This is a genomic window from Sphaerisporangium sp. NBC_01403 (assembly GCF_045040145.1).
Classification (GTDB): Bacteria; Actinomycetota; Actinomycetes; order Streptosporangiales; family Streptosporangiaceae; genus Sphaerisporangium; species Sphaerisporangium viridialbum.
Genome location: NZ_CP109534.1, coordinates 4,898,239 through 4,911,875, shown reverse-complemented (window position 1 = coordinate 4,911,875; position 13,637 = coordinate 4,898,239). Strand labels below are relative to the sequence as shown.

The 13,637-nt window shown below is 72.7% G+C and carries 10 protein-coding genes; 6 read left to right on the top strand and 4 right to left on the bottom strand.

The window, feature by feature from the left end; genetic code table 11:
* Nucleotides 1–2: 2 nt before the first annotated feature.
* Both OG589_RS22100 and OG589_RS22095 read right to left on the bottom strand, forming a co-directional pair.
* A complete protein-coding gene (locus tag OG589_RS22100) occupies nt 3–3,062 on the bottom strand; it encodes a P-loop NTPase fold protein (protein WP_405151854.1) in 3,060 nt (1,019 codons plus the stop codon).
* Between the two features lie 228 nt (nt 3,063–3,290).
* Nucleotides 3,291–4,202 carry a GNAT family N-acetyltransferase gene (locus tag OG589_RS22095; RefSeq protein ID WP_405151853.1) on the bottom strand — a complete coding sequence of 304 codons (912 nt, stop codon included), beginning with the start codon at nt 4,200–4,202 and terminating at the stop codon, nt 3,291–3,293.
* A 176-nt stretch (nt 4,203–4,378) separates the two neighbouring features.
* Between OG589_RS22095 and OG589_RS22090 the strand changes: the two genes are divergently transcribed.
* The 3 genes from OG589_RS22090 to thiI all read left to right on the top strand — a co-directional run bounded on the left by OG589_RS22090 (nt 4,379) and on the right by thiI (nt 8,061).
* Nucleotides 4,379–5,392: a lactonase family protein gene (locus OG589_RS22090; protein ID WP_405151852.1), complete on the top strand. Its 1,014-nt coding sequence runs from the start codon at nt 4,379–4,381 to the stop codon at nt 5,390–5,392.
* Between the two features lie 150 nt (nt 5,393–5,542).
* On the top strand, nt 5,543–6,568 hold the full coding sequence (locus OG589_RS22085) for a 6-phosphofructokinase (RefSeq protein WP_405151851.1): 1,026 nt from the start codon (nt 5,543–5,545) through the stop codon (nt 6,566–6,568).
* A gap of 233 nt (nt 6,569–6,801) precedes the next feature.
* Nucleotides 6,802–8,061 carry a tRNA uracil 4-sulfurtransferase ThiI gene (gene thiI / locus OG589_RS22080; RefSeq protein WP_405151850.1) on the top strand — a complete coding sequence of 420 codons (1,260 nt, stop codon included), beginning with the start codon at nt 6,802–6,804 and terminating at the stop codon, nt 8,059–8,061.
* Between the two features lie 56 nt (nt 8,062–8,117).
* Here thiI and aroF read toward each other — a convergent pair whose 3' ends face one another.
* On the bottom strand, nt 8,118–9,155 hold the full coding sequence (aroF, locus tag OG589_RS22075; protein WP_405151849.1) for a 3-deoxy-7-phosphoheptulonate synthase: 1,038 nt from the start codon (nt 9,153–9,155) through the stop codon (nt 8,118–8,120).
* Nucleotides 9,156–9,428: 273 nt separating this feature from the next.
* Between aroF and OG589_RS22070 the strand changes: the two genes are divergently transcribed.
* From OG589_RS22070 to OG589_RS22060, 3 genes are all read left to right on the top strand, one after another.
* Entirely contained in the window at nt 9,429–10,037 is a 609-nt protein-coding gene (locus tag OG589_RS22070; RefSeq protein WP_405151848.1) for a molybdopterin-dependent oxidoreductase, read from the top strand.
* A 54-nt stretch (nt 10,038–10,091) separates the two neighbouring features.
* Complete coding sequence (locus tag OG589_RS22065) at nt 10,092–11,282, top strand: histidine kinase (protein WP_405151847.1); 1,191 nt, start codon at nt 10,092–10,094, stop codon at nt 11,280–11,282.
* A 73-nt stretch (nt 11,283–11,355) separates the two neighbouring features.
* Nucleotides 11,356–12,183, top strand: coding sequence for a LytR/AlgR family response regulator transcription factor (locus OG589_RS22060; RefSeq protein WP_405151846.1), 828 nt, complete (start codon nt 11,356–11,358; stop codon nt 12,181–12,183).
* 546 nt (nt 12,184–12,729) lie between these two features.
* On the opposite strand, the gene OG589_RS22055 is transcribed toward OG589_RS22060, so the two are convergent.
* Nucleotides 12,730–13,572, bottom strand: coding sequence for a deoxyribonuclease IV (locus OG589_RS22055; protein WP_405151845.1), 843 nt, complete (start codon nt 13,570–13,572; stop codon nt 12,730–12,732).
* Between the last annotated feature and the right edge of the window lie 65 nt (nt 13,573–13,637).

Genomic DNA, 13,637 nt, shown 5'->3' with positions numbered 1-13,637 from the left:
CTTCAGAGCAGGTCGCGTGCGAGGTAGGCGATCGAGGGCCGGGCGGACAGCAGGGCGCGCAGCGCGTCCCAGCGGGCCGTCCCGGCCTTCGCGTCGCGCAGCAGCCCCGCCTCGGTGAGGGCGACCGCCCACTCGTCCTCTCCCGCGCGGCCCGCCGCCCGCTCCAGCCGGTCGAGCACCGTCTGACCGGCCCCGCGCCGCGGTTCCCGCCGTAGCGGGTCGTCCGGCCACCCGTGCCCCGCCCCCTCGGCGTCGCGTGCCAGGAGCGAGAGCAGGTGCGGCCAGCGGATCGTCAGCACCGCCAGCTTCGCCACCTCTTCGTCGGTGGCCCGTGGCGCACCCGCCATGGCCCGCCTGTAGGTGACGAAGGAGTAGAACCTGAACACGTTGACGTACCTCTTCAGCTCCCTCGGATTGCTCAGCGTGAGCGCGGGAAGGGCCCGCTCGATGGCGGCGTACGCGTTCTGGTCGCTGTAGAGCTCGTCGTAGACGCGGTCGGCGGCGAGCCGCGCGGCGGCCGACAGCCCGCCGATGGCGTCGTCGAAGGCCCGCCCCGGCGCGGCGGCCACCGGCGGGTCCGCGCCCACCGCCAGGCCGCACGCGGGGAGCATCGTCTCCTGAACCCTGCGCGCCACCGCGTCGAGGTCGCCGGCCGTCGGGCCCTGCGCCCTGATCGCCGCCTCCAGGCGGTCGACCAGCACCGCGTCCGGCTGCGGGGACGTGGCGGGCCCCCGGGGCCCCTCGCCGCCGTCCCGCGCGCCCGCCCGCCCCCCGTACGGCTCGGCCGGGACGTCCAGCAGGGTGCGGAGGAAGGCGGGAACCCGCTCGCCGTCGTCCAGCATCGGCACGCTGAGCGGCAGTTGCACGATCTTCTCCAGGAACCGCCACCCGAGACCCGACCGCTCCTCCGTGGCCGCCGGCAGCGTGCGGGCGAGGTCCTGGTAGGCCACCTCGACGTGCGCCGCCACCACCTCGGGCTCCATGGCCAGCACGAACACGCAGTTGGGGAACTCCCCGGCGAGGAACAGGTTCACGGCCTCGATGACCTGCGCGACCGTACCCGGCGAGCACCTGTCGAGGTCGTCCACGAACACCACCAGGGGCCGCTCCTCGGTGGCCACCATGCCGAGCACGCTGCGCATGTCCGTCTGCACCAGGTGCAGGAAGCCGGTCCTGGACCGGTACCCCGGATCGGGCGTCAGCTCCTTGGCCAGCTCGGGGGACACGCCCAGCAGGTCCGGCTGGCGGACCAGCTTGCGGAACGCCGTGTCCGCCGACTCCCCGAGGAACCGCGCCAGCCGTACGGCCGCCGCGGCCAGCAGGACCAGCGAGCCTCCCGACCCCACGGCCGCCGCCGTGCCGCGCAGCAGGGAGCCCAGCGCGGGCACCACGGCCCCGGCGGCCAGCGCGGCGGCGCAGAACAGCAGGGTGGCGCAGAAGGCCAGGGCCACCGGCAGCAGGCGCGTCGCGGCCAGCCGGTAGGCCCGCCTGCGCACCGCGTCCCTGTCGATCCGCGACAGGTTGAGCGTCAGCCAGAAGCGTTCGCGCTCGCTGCGGGGCAGGCGGCAGGTGACCTGGCTGATGATCTCGTGGGCGAGCCCCGCCCAGACCTGCTCGCCGCTCTGGTACATCCAGGGGTTGAACCAGACGGTCGGCCGCCAGTCGGCGTGCCGCAGCGGCAGCTCGCCGGGCACCGCGTACTCCGCGCAGCCCTCCTCGGGCACCTTGGAGCGCGCGAGCACCTCCGCGTTGGTCACCTCCTGCGACGTCCCGCGCAGCCGGTTGAGGTGGATCTCGGCGGGCCGGTCCTCGGCGGCGCCGGGGTCCAGCAGGTCCTGCACCATGCGCATCAGCGAGGTCTTGCCCGCGCCCCACGGCCCCTTGACGCCGATGGTCAGCGGGGGCCGCGTGTCGGGATGGCGGACGAACGCCGCGATCGCCTCGGCGTGGACCCGGTGGCCGAGCCGGTCCCGGATGGTCCACCGGTCGCCGGTCAGCCGGGTGCGGGGCCGCACGGTGCGGCGGGCGGCACGCCACCGGCGCAGCACGCCGGAGACCTGCGAGAGTTCATCGGGGTCCAGCCGCCCGGCGACGGCCCGGCGGATCGCGGGGTCGGCGAACGGCCCGTCCCGCCCGAGCAGGCCCCACGCGGCCAGCTCCCGCGGCGCCTCCCCCGAGGAGGTGCCCTCGACGAGCAGCTCCGCGACCTCGGGCGTGAGCGGCTCGTTCTCGGCCAGCAGGGTCGCGCGGCGCAGCAACCGCCTGGCGTCCTCGCCGAGGTGGACCTCGTAGATCCTGCTCACCAGCTCCGCCGCCGAGACGGGCGGCACGGCGTCGCCCGCGACGGCGAGGCGGGCGAGCGCCGTCCCGAAGGCGGTGCCCAGATCGCGCACGGACCGCCGCGCGGACGCGACGCCGATCAGCTCGCCCTCGCCGTAGGTGAGCAGGTAGGGCCGGCGGTCGGCGCCGAGCTCCGCGCACCGCTCCTCCGCGTACCGGTACAGGTCGCCGACCGAGACGGTGCCGTCGCGGTCGAAATCCGCCTCGCCCGACAGGATGCCGTCGGCCAGGATCCCGGTGAGGGACACCGCGCGGCCGGGCCGTTCCCCCGGCATGGTCGCGCTGGTGGTGAGCGCGGCGGCGGCCGCCACGGGCTCACCCTTGACCCGCAGGCGGCCGAGGGTCTCGTGGGGCCGGTCGGGGTTCGCCGTCACCAGCCACCCGAAGTCGACGACCAGCAGCAGCGCCGCGCCGTCCGACCGTTCGACCCGGCGGGCGAACTCGCCCATCAGCGCGCCGAACTCCCGCCGCCCCCACCCCGACTCGGTGGACCAGCGCACGAGGAGCAGGTCGCCGGGCTCGACGGCGTCCAGGAAGGCGCCGACGCGACGGTGGTCGCCCGCGTCGCCGTCCGCGGTCTCGACCGCGTACCCCTGGGCGGTGAGGGCGTGGACCAGCCTGCGGTCGGCTCCGCCGGCCGGGGCGGGCCCGCTCTCGCGATCGAGGAAGACCAGGGCCTTGCGCGTCCTGATCGCCGGAGCGGGCGGCGCTGAAACGATCATCGAGGTCATTCGGCGGGCTCCCATGGCCGGGCGGCGGGCTCTGCGCCCCCTGCCCGCAGGGCCGGTCCGGTGCCCATGCGCTGTCAGTGCCGTGCTGGTCCCGTGCTGGTATGGGGCTCGCTCGGATGGTGCCAGACGCCGGGCCGGTCCCGGGCGCGCCGCGAAAGGGCGAGACCCGCGCTTTGCCCGGTCTTTCCCACCGGGGTGCTCAGGGTCAGGCTCTGGGGCTCAGAGGTCGCGGGACCAGGTCTGCATCGTGAGCTCGGTGCCCCAGTCGCGCTCGGTGTGCTGCTCGTCGAGCCGGAACCCCGCCCGCTCGTAGATGCGCCGCGCGGCCACCAGCACGTCGACCGTGACCAGGATGATCCGCTCGTACCCGGCCCTGCGGGCGAAGGCGAGGCACTCCTCGACGAGCCGGCCGCCGACTCCCATGCCCCGGGTGGACGGCTCGACCAGCAGCAGCCGGAGCTGGGCCGTGCGGTCGTCCTTCCTGACGCAGAAGACCGACCCGGCGGGCTCGCCGCGGACCTCGGCGATCCAGCCCGCCTCGCGCTTGGGGTCGTGGCCCCGCACGTAGTCGGCGACGATGCGGGCGGTCGTCGCCTCGAAGGTCTCGTCCCACCCGTACTCCTCGGCGTACAGCACCCCGTGCCGGTGCACCACCCAGCCGAGGTCGCCGGGGCGCGGCGGGCGGATGACGTACGGCTCGGGCTTCGGGGCCTCGCCGAGGACCTGCCGGATGGTCGTCATGGCCGAGAGCAGGCGGCGGCGGTCCTCCTCGCCGAGCGGTGAGAGCATGTCGCGCACCGCGGCGGCCGAGGCCTCGTCGAGCGTCGAGTAGACGGCCCGGCCCGGCTCGCTGAGCCGGACGACCTGGCGCCGGGCGTCCGCCGCCGAGCGCTCCCGCGTGACCAGCCCGTCCGCCTCGAAACGGGCGAGCATCCGGCTGAGGTACCCGCCGTCCAGGCCGAGCAGCCGCCGCAGCTCGCCGGTCTCCGTCTCGTCCCTTTTGTCCAGCTCGAACAGGACCCTGGCCTCCGTGAGGGAGTACGCGGTGTCGTGCATCCCGGCCCCGAGCACGCCGATGACGCGCGTGTAGAAGCGGTTGAAGGCGCGGACCCCGGTGATGAGCTCATCCATCGTTGCTCCGATCAACTGATTCGTTGCCTCAGTCAAGCATGTACGCGCCCGGGGATCCAGACCGTGGACGCGACTTGTGCCCCCCGGGCTCCTGGCACAAAATCGGGACCGTGGAGAAGGGTCGTGGCGTGCCCCCTTCAAGATCGCAACAGGTCCATGGCGCTATTGTCGATCACATGACTTCGGGGTACGACGTGCTCTACATCGGCGGATACACACCTGAGACCGGCGGGTCGGGTGCCGGGCTGACCGTGGTCCGGCGGGAGGAGGGCGGCGTCCTCAAGGCGCTGGCCGAGACCGCCGCGCCGGGCCCGTCCTTCCTCGCCCTGCACCCCCGGCTTCCCGTGCTGTACGCGGTGCTGGAGCGCGAGGAGGGCGGCGTCGCCGCCTACTCCGCCGACCCGTACGGGCCGGGCCTGCTCGCCGACGCGGCGAGCGGCGGGTCCTACCCCTGCCACCTGGCCGTCGACCCCACCGGCTCCTGGCTCGCGGTGGCCAACTACGGCGACGGCACGCTCGCGATGTACCGCCTCGGCAGCTCTGGCCTGTTCGACGGGCGTCCGAGGATCTTCCCGCACCAGGGCCACGGGCCCGACCCCTCCCGGCAGGCCGAGCCGCACGCGCACCAGGCGGTCTTCGGCCCCGGACGGGCGCTCCACGTCACCGACCTCGGCACCGACGAGGTCCGCCGCTACCTCCTCGGCACCGAGCCCGACCTGCACCCCGAGGGCCCGGCGCGGCTGGCGCCCGGCAGCGGCCCGCGCCACATGGTGCGCCACGACGGCCGCTGGTACGTCGCGGGAGAGCTCGACGGAATGATCACGGTCTACGACGCCGAGTGGCGCGAGGTCGGGCGCGTGCCGGCCAGCGAGTCCAGCGGCCCGAACCACGTCTCCCACATCGAGATGTCGGCGGACGGCCGCCACCTCTACGTCGCCAACCGGGGCCCCGACACCATCGCCGTCTTCGGCATGCGGGACCTGGAGGGCGCCGTGCCGTCCCGGGTGGCCGAGGTCGGCTCGGGCGGGCTGTGGCCCCGCCACTTCGCTGTCGCGGGCGACCACATGTACGTCGCCAACCAGCGCTCGGACGCCGTCGCGACGCTCCAGATCAACGACGGAGTGCCCACGCCCACGGGGGAGACGTTCAAGGTCGGCAGTCCCTCGTGCGTGCTGGCCGTGGCGGTGTAGACCCCGCTCTCACCACTTGGTCTAGACCAATGTTGGCCGCTGGGGCACAATGCTCTGCGTTGGTGGCCGCGCCGGGGATGCGCGAAAGCATTCTGGCGGCCGCGGAGCTCAACATAGTCTGACTGTGTACCCCATCGGGAGGAACCCGCCATGCGTATCGGAGTGCTTACAGGGGGCGGCGACTGCCCCGGGCTCAACGCCGTCATCCGTGCCGTCGTCCGCAAGGGCATCGGCGTCTACGGCCACGAGTTCGTGGGGTTCCGCGACGGCTGGCGCGGCCCTCTGGAGGGCGAGACGATGCCGCTGGAGATCCAGACGGTGCGGGGCATCCTGCCGCGCGGCGGCACGATCCTGGGCTCCTCGCGGACGAACCCCATCAAGATCGAGGGCGGCGTCGACCGCATCAAGAAGAACCTCGCCGAGGGCGGGGTCGACGCGCTGATCGCCATCGGCGGCGAGGACACGCTCGGCGTGGCCAAGCAGCTGTTCGACCTCGGCGTCAACGTCGTCGGCGTGCCGAAGACGATCGACAACGACCTCAACGCGACCGACTACACCTTCGGCTTCGACACGGCCGTCAACATCGCGACCGAGGCGATCGACCGCCTGCACACCACGGCCGAGTCGCACCACCGCGCGCTGATCTGCGAGGTCATGGGACGTCACGCCGGCTGGATCGCGCTACACGCCGGCATGGCCGGTGGCGCCAACGTCATCCTGATCCCGGAGAAGCCCTTCGACATCGACAAGGTCTGCGAGTACGTCGAGAGCCGCTTCAAGACCCGCTACTCGCCGATCATCGTGGTCGCCGAGGGCGCGCACCCGATCGAGGGCCAGATGGCGCTCCAGGCCGGCGAGCTCGACGCGTTCGGCCACGTCCGCCTCGGCGGCATCGGCGAGCTGCTCGCCCACGAGATCGAGAAGCGCACCGGCAAGGAGGCCCGCACCACCGTGCTCGGCCACGTCCAGCGCGGTGGCACCCCGAGCGCGTTCGACCGGGTGCTCGCCACCCGCTTCGGCCTGCAGGCCATCGACGCCGCCCACGACGGCGACTTCGGCAAGATGGTCGCGCTGCGCGGCACCGACATCGTCCGGGTGGGCCTGGACGCCGCGACCTCCGAGCTCAAGACCGTGCCCCCGTCGCGTTACGAGGAGGCCGAGGTCTTCTTCGGCTGATCGTCCCCGCCTCCTCCGCACCACCCCCGGGCCCGTGGCGGCCGGGGGGCGGTGCACCGGCCCTGGAGCACGTACGGGCCGGCCGGGGTGGGGCGCGGAGAGGGGCCGATCCGGTGTGAGGGGTCCGGGACCCCGTCATCCGGGATAAATTGAAGGGTGCCCTGCGCAGGAACGACCTTCCGCGCGGCACGCGGCCCGGCTCCGACTCCCATCCACCGCCCGGAGGCAACCCCATGTCCGTCGCGCCCCCGTCAGCTCTGGGCGAGCCCTGCGTCCTGCTCAAGCTGGGTGAGGTCGTCCTCAAGGGCAAGAACCGCGAGCTGTTCGAGCGGCAGCTGCAGATGAACATCAAGTCCGCGCTGAAGAGCACGGGCGTGAAGGTCGACGTCCGCCAGCGCCACGGTGTCATCGCGATCCTGCTCCCCGAGGGCACCGGCGTGGAGACCGCCGACGCCATCGCCGCGCGGCTCACCGACGTGATGGGCCTGGTGTGGATCCACCGCGCCTGGCGGGTCGCCAAGAACCCAGACGCCGTCACCGCGGCGGCGCTGGAGCTGGTCGCCGGGCGTCCCGAGGTCGAGCGCAAGGCGACGTTCGCGGTGCGCTCGCGCCGCCGCGACAAGCGGTTCCCCCTCCGCTCCAACGAGCTCGACCGCATGGTCGGCGGCGAGATCAACGACAAGTACGGCCTGCCGGTCCGCCTGAAGAACCCCGAGCTCACCGTGCACATCGAGGTCGACAGGGACGAGGTGTTCGTCTTCACCGACGGCCTGCCGGGCCAGGGCGGCCTCCCCGTCGGCACCAGCGGGCGCGGCCTCGTGCTGATGTCGGGCGGCATCGACTCGCCCGTCGCCGCCTACCGCATGCTCCGCAGGGGCCTCCAGGTCGACTTCCTGCACTTCTCCGGCATCCCGTTCACCACGTCCGAGTCGATCTACAAGGCGTACGCCCTGGTGCGCGCGCTGAGCAAGTTCCAGGTGCGGGCACGGCTGTTCGTGGTGCCGTTCGGCAAGGCGCAGCAGTCGCTGAAGTCCTCGGGCGCCGACCGCCTCCAGGTGGTCGCCCAGCGCCGCCTCATGCTCAAGACCGCCGAGGAGGTCGCCCACCGCCTGCGGCGGGCCGTGCTCGTCACCGGCGACTCGCTCGGCCAGGTCTCCTCGCAGACCCTGCAGAACATCACCGCGCTCGACGACGCCGTGAGCCTGCCGATCCTGCGGCCCCTCATCGGCATGGACAAGTCCGAGATCATGGCAGAGGCCCGCCGCATCGGCACCCTGGAGATCTCCGAGCTTCCCGACGAGGACTGCTGCACCCTGCTCACCCCGCGCAGGGTCGAGACCCACGCCCGCATCGCCGACCTGCGGCAGATCGAGAAGCGCCTGGACGCCGAGGAGCTCGCCGTCCAGCTCGCCGACTCCGTCCAGGAGTACAAGATCGAGGAGTCGGGCCCCAAGGCCGGCACCGCCCTCCCCGTGGTCGCGGCCGGCGCCTAGCGCACCCGGAGCCCGCGCGGGACGGCGGCCCCCCGAGGCCGCCCTCCTCGCGGGGTCTACGCCACGGGGGTGAGCGCGGTGGCGGGCACGCGGTCCATCAGGGGCGGGAAGTCGCGCATGACGCGGGCCAGCTCGTCCAGGTCGCCGTCGACGAGCGCCTGAGGGCCGTCGCAGAGCGCCTGCTCGGGGTGCGGGTGGACGTCGATGATGATCCCGTCGGCCCCGACGGCGATCGCGGAGCGCGCCAGCGGGAGCACCAGGTCGCGGCGGCCGCCGGAGTGCGAGGGGTCGATGATGACCGGCAGGTGCGACAGCCGCTGTGCCACCGGCACGGCCGAGACGTCCAGGGTGTTGCGGGTGGCGGTCTCGAAGGTGCGGATGCCGCGCTCGCACAGCACGATGTCCAGGTTGCCGCGCTGGGCGATGTACTCGGCCGCCATGAGCCACTCCTCGATCGTGGCGTTCATGCCGCGCTTCAGCATGACCGGCTTGCCGACCGACCCGACGGCCTGCAGCAGCGCGAAGTTCTGCGCGTTGCGGGTGCCCACCTGGAGCATGTCGGCGTAGGACGCGACCAGCTCGACGTCGTGGGCGTCCACGACCTCGGTGACGATCGGCAGGCCGGTCTCCTCGCGCACGTCGGCGAGGATGCGCAGCCCCGCCTCGCCGAGCCCCTGGAAGGCGTACGGCGAGGTGCGCGGCTTGTACGCGCCGCCGCGCAGCAGGCTCGCCCCCGCGGCCCTGGCCATACGCGCCGCCTCCAGCGTCTGCTGGGGCGTCTCGACCGCGCACGGACCGGCGATCAGCGTGACGGTGTCGGGCCCGATCGGCACCCCGGCCACCCGGACGGTCGATCTCTCGGGGTGGTTCTCCCTGCTCACCAGCTTGTATGGCACGGACACGCGGATGACGTCGGCCACGCCGGGCAGGCTCCCGAGGTTCAGGGTGCCGAACTGCGTTATGTCCCCGACGAGGCCGATGATCGTGCGGTTGACGCCGCGGCTGACGAAGGCCTCGCCTCCCGCCGTTGCTACCAGGTCGACGATGGCGTCGATCTCCTGCTGTCCGGCCCCGGGAGACATGACGATGACCATGATGGTGCCCTTCTCGATGAAACCGCCTGGAAAACGACGAAGGCCCCGGGTCCTTGGGGACCCGGGGCCTTCGTCGACGTTTGCCTGTCAGCGCAGCATCCGACGGCGAACGGTCCGTTCCACGGGTCCGTCGCCATACCAAAATTCGAATACAGTACGCATTGCCGAAAAGCATAGCGCATGCCCTCAGGGTGGTTGTCGGGCGCCTGGGTTCGCCGGGACTAACGGGGTGCCAATGACACGCGGTCAAGAGCGCGGTGGCAGGATTGCTGCGTGCCGGATCCAACCGAGGAGACCCGACTGCCCCCCGGGCAGTACATCCCACGTGGCCGCCCGGTCATCCACTACGGCCGGGTCCCGCAGTTCCGGCCGGAGCGCTGGAACATGTCGGTGTTCGGGGCCACCGCCTCGGGCGAGGAGATCCGCTTCACCTGGCCCGAGTTCTCCGCGTTGCCCCGCGTGAGCGTCATCGCCGACTTCCACTGCGTCACCAAGTTCTCGATCATGGGCAACGAGTGGGGCGGCATATCGGCCAAGACCCTGATGGAGGCCGCCCCCCCGGCGGCGGGCGTCAGCCACGTCATGATCTGGGGGGAGTACGGCTACAGCGCCAACCTCCGCATCGAGGACTTCGACCGCGACTCCACGATCTTCGCCATGGAGCTGGACGAGAAGCCGCTGACCTCCGAGCGCGGGTTTCCGGTCCGCATCGTGGTCCCCCACCTTTACGCCTGGAAGAGCGTGAAATGGGTGCGTGCCGTGGAGTACCTGCTGGCCGACCGCCGGGGGTTCTGGGAGGAGCGCGGCTACCACAACCTGGGCGATCCGTGGCGTGAACAGCGCTATGCCTACCAGGAGGATCCCGGAGACGGTCCTTCCTAGGGTTCCGCAGAGTTCGGGCACGATCACATTAGGTCACCTATTACGGTTGCCCGCATGCTCCTTACCGGGTGGGCACTGTTATGCGTTCTGAGCGGTCTTGTGGGGTACGGCCTCGGCCGGCGCGGCCGCGACGCCGGGCGCGACGAACAGGCCGACAACGCCACGTTCGCCACCCTGCACCTCGCCGCGATGGCCGCGCCCTACCTCAGGGCCGGTCTCGCCCGCGACTCCGCCCGCCGGGCCGTACGCCACCTGCGCGCCCTCCTCGGCACGGAGGCCCTCGCCGTGACCTCCACCGACCAGGTGCTGGCCTGGGACGGCGCCTGGGATCCTCCCGGCGAGGCGCGCACCCGCGACCTGCTGGGCCACGTCCACGGCGTCCTGGCCGGCGGGCGGCCCCACCTGGTCGCGGGCGACGAGCTGTTCTGCGAGGCCGAGGACTGCGCCATCCGCGACGCCGTCGTGGTGCCGCTCACCGTCGACGGGCGGGTCATCGGCTCGCTGGCCGCCTACGACACCCAGGTGAGCGCGGCGCTCGTACGGGCGGCCGCCGAGGTCGGGCAGTGGGCCTCGGGCCAGCTGGAGCTGGCCGAGCTGGAGGCCACGCGGCGGCGGGCACTGGACGCCGAGACGCGGGCCCTGCGGGCGCAGATCTCGCCGCACTTCGTCTGCAACTCGCTGGCCACGATCGCCTCGTTCACGCGCACCGACCCCGACCGCGCCCGCGAGCTGCTGCTGGACTTCGCCGACTTCGCCAGGCACGCCCTGCGCCGCGCGGGAGACTTCACCACGCTCTCCGACGAGCTCACCTGCGTCGACCGCTACCTGCTGCTCGAACGGGCGCGCTTCGGCGACAAGCTGCGCTTCGTCGTGGACGTCATGCGCGAGGTGCTGCCGGTGCCCGTGCCCTTCCTGTGCCTGCAGCCCCTCGTGGAGAACGCCATCACCCACGGCATCCGCAGGGGCGGCGGGTCAGGCGAGGTCAGCGTGGTGGTGCGCGACGTGGGCAACGAGGTCCACATCACCGTCGAGGACGACGGGGCGGGCATGGATCCCGAGCGGGTCAGGGAGATGCTCGACGGCGAGCCGCCGAGCGGCGACAGCGGCGGCATCGGCCTCGCGAACGTCGACGTGCGGCTGCGCCAGATCTACGGCCAGGAGTACGGGCTGGTCATCGACACCGCGCCCGGCGAGGGCACGACGGTCCGCATGCGCGTCCCGAAAATCCGCCCAAGCTATAGCTAAATGGAGTCGAACGGTTACACAATGTTGAGATGAGGCTTGCCCGGCGGGCGGTCCGGGCGGCAGCGTTGTCCTCATGCTCCGTGTCTTGGCGGTTGACGATGAAGTGCACGCGCTGTCGGAACTGGCGTACCTCCTCCGGCAGGACAGCCGCGTCGAACAGGTGCTGACGGCCTCCGACGGCGTGGCCGCGCTGCAGGACATGGTCGCCATGATCGGCGCGGGAGAGCGGCTCGACAGCGTGTTCCTCGACATCCGCATGCCCGGTCTCGACGGCCTCGACCTGGCCAGGCTCATCGGCGCCTTCCCGAGCCCGCCGAAGCTGGTGTTCGTCACCGCGCACGACGACCGCGCGGTGCAGGCGTTCGAGCTGGAGGCCGTCGACTACCTGCTCAAGCCGCTGCGGCCCGACCGGGTCGCCGAGGCCGTTCGCCGCCTGGAGTCCGCCACGTACGGCCCGTCGGCGGCCGAGGCGGCGATGGACGACGTGATCCCGGTCGAGCTGAGCGGGCGCACCAGCTTCGTCCCCCAGCACGCCGTCACCTACGCCGAGGCCAGCGGCGACTACGTGCGCCTGCACACCGCCGAGGGCACCCACCTGGTGCGCATGTCCCTGGCCGCCCTGGAGCGCCGCTGGGGCTCCTCGGGGTTCATCCGCATCCACCGCAGCACGCTGGTGTCCGCCCGGCACGTCACCGAGATGCGCTTCGACGAGGGCCGCATCGTGCTCCGCGTCGGCGCCACGACCCTGCCCGTCAGCCGGCGGCACACCCGCCGCGTCCGCGAGCAGCTCGTCCGGCAGTCCCGCGGCGCCCTGCCGTCGGGGGCCCTCTCCTCGGGTGTCGAGGCACTCGCGGCCGGGGCCCTGCCGTTCGGCGCCCACCCGGTCTCGTCGGGCCCGTGAGGCCGCCCGCGTCCCTCCGGTCCGTGAGACCGGATGCCCGGCGCCCGCCCCCTGAGCCCCGCGTCCGTCCGGTCGGTGAGGCCGCGCTCCTCTCGCCGGACGGGCGGTGCCGCTCGGCGCGAGCCCCCGGCCTACCGCTCGTCGGCGCGTAGGCACCGCTCGTCGCGCCGCCACGTTCCGTATATCGCTGGCTACTGACCGCTTGGCGAGGCGGCCCCCAAGTGGGCCACATGACCCCGATGACCCACCGTAATGTCATCCGCGTCGAAGAGCCACACTGCGTAACCGGGGGGGAAACCCGCCCCATGGGCCGGAAAGACCTTGGATACGCGGAACCGCTGGCGATCGCCTGGCTTCCGCGCCCATGCGCGTGCCCGGCGGTCCCCACAGGTCGCCGGGCCCTTACCGGGGGGTAGGGCCCGTCGGCCTCGGCGAGGCGGGGTGTTCGCGGACGGCCGCAAGGCCCCTCAGGTGATCCGGCCCAAAAGGGGGGCGGCCGGATCACCTCGCGAGCACCCCGCCACTGCCGTCCCCGGCCCCCGGGGCTCAGCTCCCGTCGCGGAGCCTCTTCAGGAGCGCGATGTCCTCGCGGTGCTTGTCGGCCTTGCCGGGGGTCTCGATGCAGAGCGGCACCCCGGCCGCGACCGGATGGCGCAGGAGGTCGGCGAACGCCGCCACGCCGATGTGCCCGGCGCCGATGTTCTCGTGGCGGTCCTTCTTGAGGCCGCAGGCGTCCTTGGAGTCGTTCACGTGGAGCAGCTTCAGCCGGCCGGGAGCGACCGCGTGGAGGGCGTCGAGCGTGCGCCCCATGCCTCCGGGAGCCGCGAGGTCGTGCCCGGCGCCGAAGGCGTGGCAGGTGTCCAGGCAGACGTTGGCGCGCGGGTGGAACTCCAGGGCCGCCAAGTAGGGCCCGAGGTCCTGGATGGTGGCGCAGAGCATCTGGCCCTGACCCGCCATCGGCTCCAGCAGCAGGTCGGGACCGTCGTCGGGGATCTCGTCCAGGAGCGGCAGGAGGTGCTCGCGGAGCTGCCGCATGGCGGCGTCCCTCGGCTGGGTCACCGCCGAGCCGGTGTGCACGACCACGCCGCGCGCGCCGGTCTCCACGCCGCGCCTGAGCGAGTGCCGCACGGTCAGGATGGACCGCTCCAGGGTCTCGGCGCTGGGGGAGCCCATGTTGACCAGATAGGGCGTGTGGATGAACACCGGCATGCCCGAGTCGCGCAGCGCGGCGTCCTCGGCGGGCCTGCCCTCGGCGAGCGCCCAGCCGCGGGGGTTGGTCACGAAGACCTGGATGATCTCGGCGTCGATCTCGGCCGCGTAGCGCAGGCCGCCGGTGGCCAGACCACCTGTGACCAGCGCGTGCCCGCCGATGAGAGAGGTAACGGTCATGGTGGTGTCCAGCCTATGGGAGGCCGCCTGATGCCCCGGCGGGCCGCTTTCCGGGCCCGCACCGG